The 15,133-nt window shown below is 70.2% G+C and carries 15 protein-coding genes; 6 read left to right on the plus strand and 9 right to left on the minus strand.

Annotated elements, in window-relative coordinates; genetic code table 11:
• Nucleotides 1–16 precede the first annotated feature (16 nt).
• From F4559_RS29945 to F4559_RS29955, 3 genes are read right to left on the minus strand one after another with little or no spacing between them, the layout of a single operon-like run.
• Complete coding sequence (locus F4559_RS29945) at nt 17–1,828, minus strand: WXG100 family type VII secretion target (protein WP_184674440.1); 1,812 nt, start codon at nt 1,826–1,828, stop codon at nt 17–19.
• Nucleotides 1,828–2,136, minus strand: coding sequence for a type VII secretion target (locus tag F4559_RS29950; protein ID WP_184674442.1), 309 nt, complete (start codon nt 2,134–2,136; stop codon nt 1,828–1,830). Before F4559_RS29950 ends, F4559_RS29945 begins: the two co-directional genes overlap by 1 nt.
• Nucleotides 2,137–2,153: 17 nt before the next feature.
• Nucleotides 2,154–2,597: a YbaB/EbfC family nucleoid-associated protein gene (locus F4559_RS29955; protein ID WP_184674444.1), complete on the minus strand. Its 444-nt coding sequence runs from the start codon at nt 2,595–2,597 to the stop codon at nt 2,154–2,156.
• Nucleotides 2,598–2,788: 191 nt separating this feature from the next.
• Between F4559_RS29955 and F4559_RS29960 the strand changes: the two genes are divergently transcribed.
• From F4559_RS29960 to F4559_RS29970, 3 genes are read left to right on the plus strand one after another with little or no spacing between them, the layout of a single operon-like run.
• Complete coding sequence (locus tag F4559_RS29960; protein ID WP_184674446.1) at nt 2,789–3,040, plus strand: helix-turn-helix transcriptional regulator; 252 nt, start codon at nt 2,789–2,791, stop codon at nt 3,038–3,040.
• A gap of 11 nt (nt 3,041–3,051) precedes the next feature.
• Nucleotides 3,052–3,963, plus strand: coding sequence for an ABC transporter ATP-binding protein (locus tag F4559_RS29965; RefSeq protein ID WP_184674449.1), 912 nt, complete (start codon nt 3,052–3,054; stop codon nt 3,961–3,963).
• On the plus strand, nt 3,960–5,147 hold the full coding sequence (locus tag F4559_RS29970) for an ABC transporter permease (RefSeq protein ID WP_184674451.1): 1,188 nt from the start codon (nt 3,960–3,962) through the stop codon (nt 5,145–5,147). The genes F4559_RS29965 and F4559_RS29970 overlap by 4 nt, the downstream gene beginning before the upstream one ends.
• 180 nt (nt 5,148–5,327) lie before the next feature.
• Here the strand turns inward: F4559_RS29970 and F4559_RS29975 are convergent, their stop codons facing one another.
• The 4 genes from F4559_RS29975 to F4559_RS29990 all read right to left on the minus strand — a co-directional run bounded on the left by F4559_RS29975 (nt 5,328) and on the right by F4559_RS29990 (nt 9,788).
• Nucleotides 5,328–6,596 (minus strand): cryptochrome/photolyase family protein, encoded by a 1,269-nt coding sequence (locus F4559_RS29975; RefSeq protein WP_184674453.1) that lies wholly within the window; start codon nt 6,594–6,596, stop codon nt 5,328–5,330.
• 85 nt (nt 6,597–6,681) lie between these two features.
• The gene (locus F4559_RS29980; RefSeq protein WP_184674460.1) at nt 6,682–7,995 is read right to left on the minus strand and encodes a citrate synthase; all 1,314 of its coding nucleotides are present in this window, start codon (nt 7,993–7,995) and stop codon (nt 6,682–6,684) included.
• A 267-nt stretch (nt 7,996–8,262) separates the two neighbouring features.
• Complete coding sequence (locus tag F4559_RS29985) at nt 8,263–9,201, minus strand: carbohydrate kinase family protein (RefSeq protein ID WP_184674461.1); 939 nt, start codon at nt 9,199–9,201, stop codon at nt 8,263–8,265.
• Nucleotides 9,198–9,788 carry a TetR/AcrR family transcriptional regulator gene (locus F4559_RS29990; protein WP_184674462.1) on the minus strand — a complete coding sequence of 197 codons (591 nt, stop codon included), beginning with the start codon at nt 9,786–9,788 and terminating at the stop codon, nt 9,198–9,200. The genes F4559_RS29985 and F4559_RS29990 overlap by 4 nt, the downstream gene beginning before the upstream one ends.
• Nucleotides 9,789–9,877: 89 nt before the next feature.
• On the opposite strand from F4559_RS29990, the gene F4559_RS29995 reads away from it, so the two are divergent.
• Complete coding sequence (locus tag F4559_RS29995; protein WP_184674463.1) at nt 9,878–11,020, plus strand: acyl-CoA dehydrogenase family protein; 1,143 nt, start codon at nt 9,878–9,880, stop codon at nt 11,018–11,020.
• Nucleotides 11,021–11,189: 169 nt separating this feature from the next.
• On the opposite strand, the gene F4559_RS30000 is transcribed toward F4559_RS29995, so the two are convergent.
• A complete protein-coding gene (locus F4559_RS30000; protein ID WP_184674464.1) occupies nt 11,190–12,062 on the minus strand; it encodes an aldose 1-epimerase family protein in 873 nt (290 codons plus the stop codon).
• A 68-nt stretch (nt 12,063–12,130) separates the two neighbouring features.
• Between F4559_RS30000 and F4559_RS30005 the strand changes: the two genes are divergently transcribed.
• Complete coding sequence (locus F4559_RS30005; protein ID WP_184674465.1) at nt 12,131–12,685, plus strand: TetR/AcrR family transcriptional regulator; 555 nt, start codon at nt 12,131–12,133, stop codon at nt 12,683–12,685.
• A complete protein-coding gene (locus tag F4559_RS30010; RefSeq protein ID WP_184674466.1) occupies nt 12,682–13,500 on the plus strand; it encodes an MBL fold metallo-hydrolase in 819 nt (272 codons plus the stop codon). The genes F4559_RS30005 and F4559_RS30010 overlap by 4 nt, the downstream gene beginning before the upstream one ends.
• On the opposite strand, the gene F4559_RS30015 is transcribed toward F4559_RS30010, so the two are convergent.
• Nucleotides 13,497–14,867, minus strand: coding sequence for an APC family permease (locus F4559_RS30015; protein ID WP_184674467.1), 1,371 nt, complete (start codon nt 14,865–14,867; stop codon nt 13,497–13,499). The genes F4559_RS30010 and F4559_RS30015 overlap by 4 nt on opposite strands.
• Nucleotides 14,868–15,133: the final 266 nt, after the last annotated feature.

Below are 15,133 nucleotides of genomic sequence, written 5' to 3' on the forward strand. Positions count from 1 at the left end.
ACGGCCGGAAAACGCCTTACTCGCCGATGATCGGCTTCGCCGCCTTGGGCGCGTCCTCGATCAGGGGCTCGCCCTCGATGCGGACCTTGCGCTGGTGGTCCTTGCCGTCGCCCTGGCCGCCGCCACCGGCCATGGGCGGCATCATGCCCATGCCCATGCCGCCGGCACCGCCACCCGCGCGGCCGGCACCGGCCGCGCCGGGGGCACCGCCCATCGCGCCCGGAGCGCCGCCACCCGCACCGGCGGGCAGCACGCCGGACGCACCGCCGGCCTGGAGGGTCGGCGTGCCGCCGGCGGCACCGCCGCCACCGCCACCGAAGCCACCGGGAACGCCGCCGCCTCCACCACCGCCGAAGCCACCCGGGATGCCGCCGCCACCACCACCGCCACCACCGCTGGTGTGCGTGAGGTCAGGCGCGGTGTAGGGCCGCACCGGCGGGATCGTCGGCGTGGAGCCGGACGAGTTCGTCGTGTGTGTGTAGCCCGAACGGTCCGACGGGTAGTTCGGGAACGGGTCGTTGGGGTTGTAGCTCCCGCCCGGCGGGATGTACGGCGGGGTCACGCGACCGCCGCCACCGCCACCGGACGAACCGCCGTCCGGCACCCACTTGCCCGGCTCCCAGTGCCCGCCGCCGGTGCCCGGACCGCCCGTGCCGCCACCGGAACCGCCGGAACCGGGGTTGCCCACGACCGGCGGCCGGCCGACCACTGGCCCGGTGGGGTTGGTCGGGTTGGGCACGATGCCCGGGTAGTAGCGGCGGTCGTCGGGGGTGCCGACGACCGGCGGCCGGCTCACGACCGGACCGGACGGGTTGCCCGGACCCCAGCCGCCGCCGGGGTAGCCGGACGGGTCGGTCGGGCTGCCGCCACCACCGTTGAGGACGGGTGGCCGGTTCACGACCGGGCCGGACGGCCCCTGGCCGCCGCCACCGCCACCGCTCGGGTTGGTCACCCCGCCGTTGACGTAGCGGTCGCGGGCGTTCTGGTCCATCTGCCGCAACTGCTCGTCGGTCAGCCCGAGGCCGCCCGAGGACGGCCGCGTGTTGGCGCCGCCGGCGCCCTTGTTCGAGTGGGTCATCGCGGTGATGGCCTGGAGGATCTGCTTGGCCGTCTGCGCGATCTGGCCGACCGACTTGATCAGGTCGATCAGCTTCTTGAGCGAGTCGCCGAGCTTCTGCAGGAAGTCGGCCAGCTTCTTGGCGTAGTTGCACGCCATCTGCACGATGTCCGAAATGGCCGCCGCGATCGCCGCGCCGAACGTCAGGAACGACGCCGCCAGCCACTGGATGATCTTCATGACCATGTCGGACACGGCCTGGCTGATCAGGTCCATGATGGTCTTGCGGACGGTCGCCACGAGCTGGCCCGCACCCTTGGCCGCGTCGGAGATGCCCTTGGCCGCCTTGGACAGCGTCTCCAAGCCGCTCGCGTGCTTCTTGGCCGCCGCGCGGTAGCCGTCGGCGGACTTGCCGCGCCAGCCCTTGGTCTCCTCGACCGAGGTGCGCCGGTAGTCGGCGACGATCTGCTCGATCTGCTTGCTCGCGGACAGCCAGGCGCCGGACATCTTGTTGATCGACTCGGGGCTGCCCAGCAGCGCGTCGAACGGCTCGCGCAGGAACGACACGTGGTTGATCGCCCAGCTGAACCCGGCGGACAGGAAGCCCGACAGCGGGTTGGCGGCGAGGCCGACGATGCCCATCGCCGTGTTGGCCATGCCCAGGCCCGCCGACACCCAGTCGCCGCGCTCGACCGCGGACACGGTGCCCTGGACGTCACTGATCAGGTGCGACGGGTCGCGTCCCTGGGTGGTCGCCTGCTGCTCGGCCATCAGCCCCGCGCCTTTCCGGAGAACCCGAACGCGTTGTCCAGGTCGATGTTCTCGTACAGGTCGGCGACCTCGCGCAGCCCCTGGCACATGTCCGCCACGGTCTCGGTCGCCTGTCCGAAGAGGTCCTGCGACATGCCCGCCGTCCGCAGCAGGAACGACGCCAGGAAGCCGCCGAAGATCCCGAACGCGTCGCTGGACAGCGACGGGTCGGCGGTCTTCGTCGCCGCGAGCATCCGTTGCGTCAACTGGTCGACGGTGGCGGCGTGCGCGCGCACCTCTTCCGGGCTGACGTGGAACGAGTCGAACATGTCAGGTAACCCCCTGCTCAGCCCATGACCTCGGGTGGGTTGGTGAAGTAGTCGTCGTCGGGCCTGGTGTCACGACGCTGGATCTCCGGCTGCGGTTCCTCCGGGTCGGTGCCGTCACCCGAATAGCCGTTCGGCATCTTCGACTTGACGAACTCCAGGGCGTCGCCCTCGCCGACGAACTCGGTCATGATCTCCACGACCTGCCCCGCGGCCTCGCGCTGCGCCTTGGCGAGCGTCGTCATGATCGACGACGAGATCCGCTCCGGGTCCTCACCGCGCAGCGCCGGTCGCAGGATGAGGTCGGTCAGCGCGCCCGAGGCGTTGACCACGACGGTCACCAGGCCGTCGCCGGACGTGGCGCTGCCGCCGACGCCGCCGAGGCGGTTCTCCGCCTGCACCGCGTTGCGCTTGGCTTCCTCGATCTTCTGCCCGTACTGCGCGAGCCACTGGTCCGGCTCCATGTCCACCCCTCACGACAACGGGGCTTTGCGGCCCACGCGCCTTCGACCCGTCGGTGTTCGTTTCGGTTCCAGGGTTCGTATCGTTTCACCGATTCGTGACTTCGGGGAACACCCTCGACAGGGAGGGTGCCTGCGCCTCCCGGGTGAATCGTTTACTTGCCGTTTCGTTGGGTTTTCGCAACACTTCGGACATGAGTCCGGTTCGCCGGGGCACCATGCGGCCGATACACAACCGGATCGCGGCACTGCGGGCCGAGCGGGGTCTGAGCCGGGCCGGCCTCGCCGACGCGGTCGAGGTCAACCCCCAGACGATCGGGGCGCTGGAGCGGGGGGACCACTACCCCAGCCTCGATCTGGCGCTGCGGATCTGCGAGGTGTTCGGGCTGCCGGTCGAGGCGGTCTTCGGCCGCATGCCGTTCGGACGGGCGTCGACCCACGAGTGAGGAGAGCGACCGTGGCACAGGGGGTGCTGGAGATCGACCGGATCTCCAAGCGCTACGGGGAGGTCGTCGCGCTCGCCGACATGACCTTCGACGTCCGCGCGGGTGAACTGTTCGGTTTCGTGGGCAGCAACGGCGCGGGCAAGACCACGACCATGCGCATCGCCCTCGGGGTGCTCGCGGCGGACGCCGGGGAGGTGCGCTGGAACGGCGCACCGGTCACCCTCGACACCCGTCGGCGCATCGGCTACATGCCCGAGGAACGCGGGCTCTACCCCAAGATGAAGGTCCACGAGCAGCTCGTCTACCTGGCCGAACTGCACGGCATGACGACCGACGACGCGCACCGCGGCGCCGACGCGTGGATCACCCGCCTCGGCCTGCGCGACCGGGCCGGCGACGAGGTGCAGAAGCTCAGCCTCGGCAACCAGCAGCGCGTCCAGCTCGCCGCGGCGTTGGTGCACGACCCGGACGTGCTCGTGCTCGACGAACCGTTCTCGGGCCTTGACCCGGTGGCCGTGGACGTGATGAGCCAGGTGCTGCGGGAGAAGGCGGCGCAGGGCGTGCCGGTCGTGTTCTCCAGCCACCAGCTCGACCTCGTCGAACGGCTGTGCGACCGGGTCGGCATCGTGCGCAGTGGCTCGCTGGTCGCGTGCGGCACGGTCGACGAGCTGCGGTCCGGCGGCACGGCGCGGCTGGTCGTGGACGCGCCGGACGCGGGCGCCGGGTGGGCGTCGGCGCTGCCGGGCGTGACCTCGGCGTCCTACGAGGGCACGCGGGCACTGCTCGAACTCGCGCCGGACGCCGACGACCAGGTCATGCTGCACGCCGCACTGGCCACCGGCCCGGTGCGCGAGTTCTCCCGGCAGCGCCCGGCGCTGACCGACCTGTTCCGCAGCGTGGTGGCAGAGGAGGGTCGGGCATGAGCGCGATGACACCCGGACGGGCGGTGTTCCTGGTCGCCCGGCGCGAGTTCGTCGGCAAGGTGCGTACCCGGTCGTTCCTGGTCGGCACGCTCGCAGTGGTGCTGCTGATGGGCGGGATGGCGCTGCTCCAGGCGTTCCTGTTCGACAGCGCCACCAGCGACCGGGTCGGACTGTCCGGACAGGCCACGGTCCTGTCCGCGCCGTTGAAGGAGACCGCGAAGACGTTCGGCCGCGACGTCGAGACGGTCGACGTGACCGACGCGCGGGCAGCCGAGGAACAGGTCCGCGCGGGCGACCTGGACGCGTTGGTCACGGGCGCGCCGGACGCGCTGCGGGTCGTGGTGAAGGAGGAGCTGGACGAGCCGCTGCGCAATTCGATCGACCTGATCGTCAAGCAGCAGGTGCTCAACGCCCAGCTCGCCGAGGCGGGCCTCGACCCGGCCAAGGTCGCGGACAACGTGGCCCGCGCGGCGGTCGACGTGGTCGCGCTGGAGCCCTCGGACGACCAGAAGGGGCAGCGGCTGGCCATCGGGCTGGTGATCGCGATCCTGCTGTACTACTCGCTGCTGGTCTACGGGACGATGGTCGCCCAGGGGGTCGTGGAGGAGAAGTCCAGCCGGGTCGTGGAGATCCTGCTGTCGACGTTGCGGCCGTGGCAGCTCCTGGCGGGCAAGGTGATCGGCCTGGGCCTGGTCGGGTTGGTGCAACTGCTGCTGATCGGCGGCATCGGGCTGACTCTGGTGACCGTGACGGACATCCTCGACGTGCCGGGCGTGGCAACGGGTGCCCTGGCCACCGGCGTGCTCTGGTACCTGCTCGGGTTCTACCTGTACGCCACGGTGTTCGCGGCGGCGGCGTCGCTGGTGTCGCGCCAGGAGGAACTGCAGTCGGTGATCACGCCGATCAGCATGGCCGTGGTGGTCGCGTTCGTGGTCGGCTTCAACCTGATGATCCAGGACGCGTCGGGCACGGCTGTCACCGTGCTGTCCCTGCTGCCGCCGTTCGCGCCGATCCTGATGCCGGGGCGGATGGCGATGGGGGTGGCGCCGCTGTGGCAGGTGGGGTTGTCGATCGTGCTGGCTCTGGGCGCGGTCGTGCTGCTGACCTGGTTGGGCGGCAAGGTCTACGCGAACGCGGTGTTGCGGACGGGTGCGCGGGTCAGGTTGCGGGACGTGCTGCGCTGATCAGCTTCCGCGGTGCCCGTCGGGCGTCCTGGGTGGAGGGTGTCGTTGTGGGGTGAGGGCGGAAGCGTTCAAGCGTCGCTCGCCGCCGGGCAGGCCGCCAAGGCGGGTGTCGTGCCCAGGTTTGCCCCCGTCGTGGGTTGAGTCAGATGCTGCCGGTGCGTGGCCGTGGGACATGGGCTGCTATTTGATCGCCCCGAAGCGGGCCAGGGCCTCTTGGCGTTCGTGGGCGTGGTCGACGATCGGGTCGGTCGGGCGGTGGACCTGTTTGCCCTTCACGTCGCGCAGTTCGGGTACGTAGCGGCGGACGTAGGTGCCGTCCGGGTCGAACTTCTCGCCCTGGGTGACGGGGTTGAAGATGCGGAAGTACGGTGCCGCGTCGGTGCCCGAACCGGCCGCCCACTGCCAGTTGTGCTGGTTGGACGCGAGGTCCCCGTCGACCAGGTGGCGCATGAAGTGCCGGGCACCCCACCACCACGGCAGGTGCAGGTCCTTCACCAGGAAGCTCGCCACGACCATGCGGACGCGGTTGTGCATCCAGCCCTCGGCCAGCAGCTGGCGCATGCCCGCGTCGACGAACGGGTAGCCGGTGCGGCCTTCGCACCACGCCGCGAAACGCTCGCGGTCGTCGTCGAGGTGGATGCGGTCGAAGCGCTTGTCCAGGTTCTCCCGCGCGCTGGACGGGTTGTGCCACAACACGTCCGCGTAGAACTCACGCCACGCCAGCTCGTTGCGGAACGCCTTCGAGCCCTCGTCCGAGCCGAGGTCGGCGAGCAGCGTTCGCGGGTGCACGACGCCCCACTTGAGGAACGCGGAGAACCTGCTCGTGCGGTCGAGGTCCGGGCGGTCGCGGTGGTCGGCGTAGTCGGGTAGGCGTTCGTCGCGGAACGTGCGCCACAGGCGGGTCACGTCGGGCAGACCGTCGCCCTCGGGGAGTCGTTCCGTCTTCTCCGGCGTCATCCAGTCCACAGTGGACTTGTTCGTGTTCGCCGGTGCGCGCCAGCCGTGTTCCCGCCACGCGCGGGAGAACGGTGTGAAGACGCGGTAAGGCGTGCCGTCGTTTTTGAGCACACGACCGGGCGCCACGGCGTAAGGCGAGCCGACGCGGACGAGTTCCACCTTCTCCCCCACGGCCTCGTCGCGTTCACGACCGTACGGTCCGAAGTCCGCGGACACGTGCACCGACTCCGCGCCGACCGACCGGGCCACGCGCGGCACCACGTCGACCGGGTCGCCGACGGCGATCATCAACCGGCCGCCGAGCTTCTCGTCGAGCGTGCGCAGGCACCGGTGCAGGAACTCGACGCGCGGCTGCCCGGACGCCTCGAGCAGCCTCGGGTCCAGCACGAACAGGCCCAGGGCGCGGTCGGCGCGGCCGGCGGCTTCGAGGAGGGCCGGGTGGTCGGTGACGCGCAGGTCGCGCCGGAACCACACCACGGTCGAGGAGTCCACGTGCCGACCCTAGGAGTCGGGGCGGTGCCCCGCATGACAGGAGGCCCGCACTCACGAGAAGTGCGGGCCTCCGGCGGAAAACCACTCAGCGCTGGTCGATCGACACGAAGTCGCGCGACGCCGGGCCGGTGTAGATCTGGCGCGGGCGGCCGATCTTGGTGGCCGGGTCGTTGATCATCTCGCGCCAGTGCGCGATCCAGCCGGGCAGCCGGCCGAGCGCGAACAGCACGGTGAAGAACTTCGTCGGGAAGCCCATGGCCCGGTAGATCAGGCCGGTGTAGAAGTCGACGTTCGGGTACAGCTTGCGGGAGACGAAGTAGTCGTCCGCGAGGGCGGTCTCCTCCAGCTTCTTGGCGATGTCCAGGAGCTGGTCGTCGCCGCCGAGCTTGCCGAGGATCTCGTCCGCCGTCTTCTTGATGATCGCGGCGCGCGGGTCGTAGTTCTTGTAGACCCGGTGGCCGAAGCCCATCAGGCGGACGCCGTCCTCCTTGTTCTTGACCTTCTTCACGAACGCGGCCACGTCACCGCCGTCGTTGCGGATCTTCTCCAGCATCTCCAGCACCGCGGAGTTGGCACCGCCGTGCAGCGGGCCGAAGAGCGCGTTGATGCCGGCCGAGATGGACGCGAACAGGTTCGCCTCGGACGAGCCGACCAGGCGGACCGTGGAGGTGGAGCAGTTCTGCTCGTGGTCGGCGTGCAGCACGAACAGCAGGTCCAGCGCGCGGACCAGGTCCGGGTCCACGTCGTAGGGCTCGGCCGGGAAGCCGAACGTCATGCGGAGGAAGTTCTCCACCAGGCCCAGCGAGTTGTCGGGGTAGAGGAACGGCTGCCCGACGGACTTCTTGTACGCGTACGCCGCGATGGTCGGCACCTTCGCCAGCAGGCGGATCGTGGAGATCTCGACCTGGTTGGCGTCGAACGGGCTCAGGCTGTCCTGGTAGAACGTCGACAGCGCGGAGACCGCCGAGGACAGGACCGGCATCGGGTGGGCGTCGCGCGGGAAGCCGTCGAAGAACCGTTTGAGGTCCTCGTGCAGCAGGGTGTGCCGGCTGATCTTGGAGGAGAACTCCTCCAGCTGGGCGGCGGTCGGCAGCTCGCCGTAGATGAGCAGGTAGCTGACCTCGTTGAAGTTGGACTTCTCGGCGAGCTGCTCGATGGGGTAGCCGCGGTAGCGCAGGATGCCCGCGTCACCGTCGATGTATGTGATCTCCGAGGAACACGACGCGGTGTTGACGAAGCCGCTGTCCAGGGTGACGAGACCGGTCGTGGCCAGGAGCTTGCCGAGGTCGATACCCGGCGCACCCTCGGTGGCCTGGACGACCTTCATCTCGTGCTCTCCACCCTCATGGCGCAGCGCGACGGTACGGGGGTCGTTCGGCGCAATCGTCGCGTCGGGCATGCAGAGTCCCTCTCACGCTAGGGCGGGATGGCTCATGCATTCGCACGTGCGGACACCGGCGATCCCTTGATCGCCACCACCGCAGCACCACCCCGTCGGGGTCCTGTCAGTTCTCCCACGCTAGTCGGCGGACAACCCGCTCCACAGTCGCGGTGTGCACCGGTTCTGGTGGATCGGACCGGCATCACACGAGGATGCACGGTGGCTAGCGTGCATCCCCTACCGTAGCCCTTATGGGGTGTTTATCCACCTCAGCGCGGGTGAGAGCTAGGTCATCCCCAACTCTGCGCTGAACGGTGGCTCCGCGCCGGCCCGGGAGCACGTCAGGGCTGCCGCCGCTCCGGCGTACCCGAGCGCTTTCGCCCAGTTCGTCCGGTCGAGGCCGCGAACCGCCTCTGTGGACAGAGCGTCGTGCGCGTGGAGCCAGGCCAGGAGGGCGCCGTGCACGGTATCGCCGGCCCCGATCGTGTCGACCACGGTCACGGGCACGGGTGGGACGTGGATCACCTCGCCCGTGCCGGACAGCACGACCAGCCCGTCCCCGCCGAGGGTGAGCACGATCGCCGCGGGGCCGGTGCGCTGCCAGTCACGGGCCACGTCGAGCACGTCGGGCAGGCCCGCGTCGTCGTCGAGGTCGGCCAGCCAGCGGGCGTCCTCGATGGACAGCTTGAGCAGGCCGACGTGCGACAGCCACGAGTCGTACCGGTCCCGGTAGGCGAGCGGGTCGTCGATGAGCCCGGTCCGGATGTTGGGGTCCAGCACGGTGAGCGCGCCACGCTCGGCCTCACGCCACAGCACGCGCTCGTAGGTGCTCGCGCCGGGTTCGAGCACGAGCGAGAGCGTGCCGAACGAGACCGCGTCGGTGCCGTCGGGCAGCGGGCCGGGGTCGACGACGAGCCGGTCGGCCGTGCCCTCGACGTAGAACGAGTAGCGGGCCGAGCCGTCCTCGGCCAGGCCGACGACGGCCAGCGTGGTCGGTTCGGTTCCGCGTCTCACCAGGTCCGTCCGCACGCCCGACGCGTGCAGCCGCCGGATCAGCCGGTCGCCGAACAGGTCGGTGGACACGCGGGACAGGAACGACGTGGGCGTGCCGAGGCGCCCGGTGGCCACGGCGACGTTGTACGGGCCGCCGCCCAGGCGGGGCGCGAGCGCGCCGTCGGGCGTGGGGACGAGGTCGACGAGCGCTTCGCCGGCGACGACGATCACGGCTCGCTCCGGTGGAGTCCGTCGAGCAGAAGTTCACCCAGAGCGGTGAACGCCTCGGAGTCGGCGACGGCCGCCCTCCGGGTCAGCACGCCGGTCTGGATGCTTTCGATCAACAGTCCGACCATCTCGGCGATGAGGCTCGCGTGCACCTCGCGGAAGACGCCCGAGTGGACGCCCTCCTGGATGAACTCGCGGATGCGCTGCGCGGCGGCGCGGGCGTTGCGCTCGTAGGTCGTCCGGGTGGGCGCGAACGCGGAGACGTCGGCGATGAACTTCGCGGACGCCTTGCGCAGCTCCTCGGCGGCACCGGCGAGGTAGGTGCCGATGCGGACCCGGATGTCCTCGATGCCGGCGATCTTGCGTTCGATGCGCTCGGCCGCGCCCTTGAAGTACCGGCCGACGACGCGCACCGCGAGCTGCTCCTTGCTGGCCGCCAAGGCGTAGAGCGTCGACTTGGAGCAACGCAGGCGTGCGGCGAGGTTGTCCAGCGTGAAGTGCGCGAACCCCTCGGCGAGCACGAGCGCCTCCAGCCGGCCGAGCAGTTCGACCTGCCGGGGTGTCGGTGGTCTGTGCGCGGTCGAGGTCATGACGGGACTCTGCCACACTCCCTGGCGACAGTACTGGAGTACGTCCTACAGTACTCTCGTCAGTACCCCGTGATCCGGAGGTCGACGCCGTGCCCGCAGAGCGCCTGCTGCCCACGACCGAGGCAGAAGACCTGTTGTCCCTGGTCCGCGAGATCTCCCGGGAGGAGCTGGCGCCGCACGCGGCGGCGGCCGAGGAGGCGTCCGCGTTCCCGAGGGACAAGTTCCTCCTGTTGGGCAAATCCGGCCTGTTGGGGCTGCCGTACCCGGAGCGGTTCGGCGGCGGCGAACAGCCGTACGAGGTCTACCTCCAGGCACTGGAGGAGATCGCGTCGGCGTGGATGTCGGTCGGGGTCGGGCTGTCGGTGCACGTGATGTCCACGTACGCGTTGGCCGCGTTCGGCTCCGAGGAACAGCGGCAGCGTTGGCTGCCTGACGCCCTGGGGGGTTCGTGGCTCGGCGGCTACGCGTTGTCCGAGTCGCACGCCGGGTCGGACGCGGGCGCGTTGACGACGCGGGCCGTGCGCGACGGGGACGAGTACGTCGTCGACGGCACCAAAGCGTGGATCACGCACGGCGGCGTCGCCGACTTCTACACGCTCATGGCCCGCACGTCCGACACCGGCGGCAAGGGCATCAGTTGCTTCTTCACGCCCGGCGGGTCCGACGGCATCGAGGCGGCCAAGCCCGAGCGCAAGATGGGCCTGACCGGGTCGGTGACCGCGCAGGTGTCGTTCACCGGCGTGCGACTGCCGGCCGACCACCGGCTCGGCGACGAGGGCGACGGGCTGCGGATCGCGTTGTCCGCGTTGGACTCCGGGCGGCTGGGCATCTCGGCGTGCGCGGTCGGCCTGGCGCAGGCGGCACTGGACGAGGCCGTGGCGTACGCGAAGCAGCGCACCCAGTTCGGCCGGGCGATCATCGACTTCCAGGGCTTGGAGTTCGTGCTCGCGGACATGGCGGCGGCGGTCGAGTCGGCGCGGGCGACCTACCTGGCCGCCGCGCGGCGGCGTGACCTGGGGTTGCCGTTCACCCGGCAGGCCGCGATCGCGAAGTTGGTGTGCACGGACGCGGCGATGAAGGTGACGACCGACGCGGTGCAGGTGCTCGGCGGCGCCGGGTACACGCGCGACTTCCCGCTGGAGCGGTACATGCGGGAGGCGAAGGTGCTCCAGATCTTCGAGGGCACCAACCAGATCCAGCGCGTGGTGATCGGCCGCGAACTGCGGCGGTGACCCGGCGTCCTGCCCGGTGCGGAGGCCGGGCAGGACACTCGCGAGGTCCGTCGCGTCACGGCCGGGTCCGGCACCGCAGCACCGGTCGTCCCCGCTCTCGATCCAGGACGGGTGACCGGTGTGCCGGCCCGACCGTGACGCGACGTTCGTCGTTAGCCAGGCTAACGACCTAGGCCAAAGGGCGCAATCCCCATCGGCCCGCCCACTGGTCCCCCGGCTCCAGCCAGATCAGGTCCACGCCCGAGTTCAGCGCGTCCGGCGGACAGGTCATCGGCTCGACCGCCACGGCCCGGCCCCGGCCGGGGAAGTCGCCCGGCGTGAACACCTGGACCCACCTGAAGTCCGGGTCGGCCCAGAGTTCGACACCGCCGGCCGGGCCGCGCAGCTCGTGCCGGACCAGGCCGTCGACCGGCTCGCAGCCGCCGAACGCGGTGTCCAGGCGCACGTCCTTCAAGAGGCGCGGCGTGCGGAAGTCGTGCTGTCCGGCCACGGGCGACGCGGGGCCGGACGGGATCATGGTGTCCGGGTCGAGCGGCAGCACGGTGGTCGCGGCCAGGCGCAACGTCGTCTCGTCGGTCGCGCTGTTCCCGGCCCGGGGGTACGGGTGGGTGCCGACGCCGAACGGGGTCCGCGCCGCGCCGACGTTCTGCACGCCGTGCGAGACGGTCAGGCCCCGGTCGTCCAGGGCGTAGGTGATCGTGGTGCGCAGTTCGACGGGCCAGCCGTGCCCCTTGACCGCGACCAGGAGCGAGATCAGCGAGCCGGTGTGCTCGACGACGTCCCACTCGACGCGGCGGACCAGGCCGTGGATCGCGTTGCCGCGCGCGGGTTCGGTGACCTCCAGGCGCTGGACCTCGTGGTCGAGCGTCCAGGTCGCCTCGGCCGTGCGGTTGGGCCAGGGGATCAGGACCGCGCCGCTGCCCAGGACCGGCACGTCGTCGTACGTCTCGACGTAGGGCACGCCACCGACTTCGAACGACCTGAGCCCCGCGCCGACCGGCGCGATCACCGCCCGCGCGTCGGCGTACGCGATCTCCAGCATCGGCCAAGCGTACCGAGGCGGCGTACCACCGCTCGGCCTATAGTAGACCAGTCTGTATAGTTCGCCGCATGCCACGACGTACCGACACCCGTGAGCGCATGATCCGCACGGCGGCCTCGCTGTTCCGGGCGCAGGGTTACCACGCGACCGGCCTGAACCAGGTCCTCGTCGAAGGCGGTGCGCCCAAAGGGTCCCTGTACTTCCACTTCCCCGGCGGCAAGGAACAGTTGGCCGTGGAGGCGGTGACACTGGCGGGCGCGGCGCAGTGCGAACGCCTGCGGGCCGTACTCGCGGAAACACCCGATCCAGTGACGGCTTTGGCGCGGGCGTTGGACGTCCTCGCGCAGGACCTGGTCGACAGCGACTTCCGCGACGGGTGTCCGATCTCGACGGTCGCGCTGGACGTCGGCGGGGACAACGAACCGATCCGGGTGGCCTGTGCGGATGCCTACGCGTCGTGGCAGCGGATCATCGCCGACCACGTCGGCTCGGAGTCGTTGGCCGCGGTCGTCCTGGCCGCGCTCGAAGGCGCGCTCCTCCTGGCCCGCACGCAGCGCGACCTGGCTCCCCTGCGCGCACTGGAAACCCACCTGGCACCACTGCTCGGAAGGACTTCACCGTGAAGGTTCACCACCTCAACTGCGGCACCTTGAGACCGGTCGGCGGCAAGCTCGTCGACGGCCGGCCGGGCGTGTTCCGCACCGCCGAACTCGTGTGCCACGTACTGCTCCTGGAGCGCGAGGACGGGCTGGTGCTCGTGGACACGGGCATGGGACTGGAGGACGTGCGTACGCCTTCGCGGACGCTGGCCCGGCACTGGCGGTTGATGAGCCGACCCGTGCTCGACGAGCGCGAGACGGCACTGCGCCAGGTCGAGGCGTTGGGGTACCGGGCTTCCGACGTGCGCGACATCGTGCTCACGCACCTGGACCTCGACCACGGCGGCGGCTTGCGCGACTTCCCGGAGGCGCGCGTGCACGTGCTCGCCGAGGAACTGGCCGTCGCGACCCGGGCCGGGAAGACCGGCAACGACCGGACCCGGTACCCCGACGCGCAGTGGGCGCACAAGCCGCGGTGGGTGACGTACGAGGACTCCGGGGAGTCGTGGTTCGGGTTCGACGGCGTGCGCGAGGTGCTGGCCGGCGTGCTGTTCGTGCCGTTGTTCGGGCACACGCACGGGCACAGCGGGGTGGCCGTCGACACCGGCTCCGGGTGGCTGCTGCACGCGGGCGACGCGTACTTCCACCACCGGGAGACCGGGCCGGACGCGTACTGCCCGCCGGCGTTGCGGTTCCTCCAGAAGCGCATGGAGGTGCTGCCGGAGCTTCGACTGTCCAATCAGGACAGGCTACGCGCCCTGGTGGGTGCGCACGGCGCCGAGGTGGACGTGTTCAACGCCCACGACCTGGAGAACTTCCGGCGGTTCCGGACTTCCTAGACCGACAGCTTCTCGGCGTCGACCTTCTTCCGGCCGCCGGCGAACCGGTTGACCAACCAGAGCACCGCGCCCGCACCGAGCAGGTAGAGGGCGATCCGGTAGTCGGCGGCCGGGCGGCCGGACAGCGGGCTCGCCAGGTAGACGCAGGTGAGCACGCCGAGGACCGGCGCCCACGTGGGGGCGCGGAAGTGCTTGTGCGCCACGGTGTCCTTGCGCAGGACGAGCACGGCGACGTTGACGATCGCGAAGACGACCAGGAGCAGGAGCGCGGTCGTGCCGCCGAGCTTCTCGATGTCGGCCGTCGTGACCAACGCGATCGCGACGCCACTCGTGAACACGATCGCGACCCACGGCGTGCGGCGGAGCGGGTGCACCACGCCGAAGGCCTTGGGGATGATGCGCTCGTTGGCCATGCCGTAGACGAGCCGGCTGGCCATGAGCATGTTGATCAACGCGGAGTTGACCACGGCGAACAGGCCGATCAGCGAGAAGACCCAGAGGGGGAAGCCGGGTGCGCCGACCTCGACCACCCGCAGCAGGGCGGACGACTTCGCACCGGCGAGTTCGTCGGCCGGGATGAGCAGGGACGAGGTGACCGCGACCAGGACGTAGATGACGGCGGCGACGACCATGCCCCAGAGCACGGCGCGCGGGAAGATGCGGACCGGGTCCTGGCATTCCTCGGCCATGTTGACCGAGTCCTCGAAGCCGACCATGGCGAAGAAGGCGAGGGCCGTGGCCGAGGTGACGGCGAGCAGGGCGGACTGGCCGTTCGCGGGCTCGATCTGCGTAAGGCGCGACGCGTCCCCGTCGCCGTTCAGCACGGCGGACAGGCCGATCGCGATCACGATGAGCAGGCCGGACAGTTCGATGCAGGTCAGCACGACGTTGGCCTTGACCGACTCGGACACGCCCCGGAAGTTGACCAGGGCGAGGCCGACGATGAAGAGGATCGCGACGAGCGTCGCGGAGACCGTGAACGTGTCGGAGAAGAACTCGCGGATCACGGACTGAAGGTAGGTCTTGCCGAACGCGAGCGCCGCGGAGGAGGCGGACGTGATGCCCGAACTCATGACCGCGAAGGCCACCATGAAGGTCAGGAACTGGATCTTGAACGCCCGGTTGGTGTAGAGCGCGGCCCCGGCTGCCCTGGGGTACTTGCCGACCAGTTCGAGGTAGCTGAACGCGGTGAGGAAGGCGACGGCGAACGCGATGAGGAAGGGGAGCCAGAGGGCTCCCCCGATCTTGCCCGCCACGTTGCCCGTGAGGGCGTAGATCCCGGTGCCGAGGATGTCGCCGACCACGAAGAACAACAACAACTTCGGCCCGATCGCCCGCTTAAGCCCAGGCTCGTCCGTTTGCGCCATGGGTGGTGTGTATCCCCAGTTTTCGCCTGTTCAAACCTGGTTGTCGGGCTCGATCGCGGTGGTCGACGGCGTGTGGACAGCGGGTACCGGGTTTCCGGTCGGGTTTGCACGAGCTTTCAAGCGTCGCTCGCCGCTGGGCAGGCCGCCACAGAGGTTCCGTCCCTCTCCCCGCCTTTTTCGTCGTAGGGCGGCCAACATGCTGCCGGTGCATGGCATAGGGATCGGCGCCGGGCAGTAGTCGGTGCGTGAGTACACATTTCGCGGTG

Source organism: Saccharothrix violaceirubra (genome assembly GCF_014203755.1).
GTDB classification, from domain to species: Bacteria; Actinomycetota; Actinomycetes; order Mycobacteriales; family Pseudonocardiaceae; genus Actinosynnema; species Actinosynnema violaceirubrum.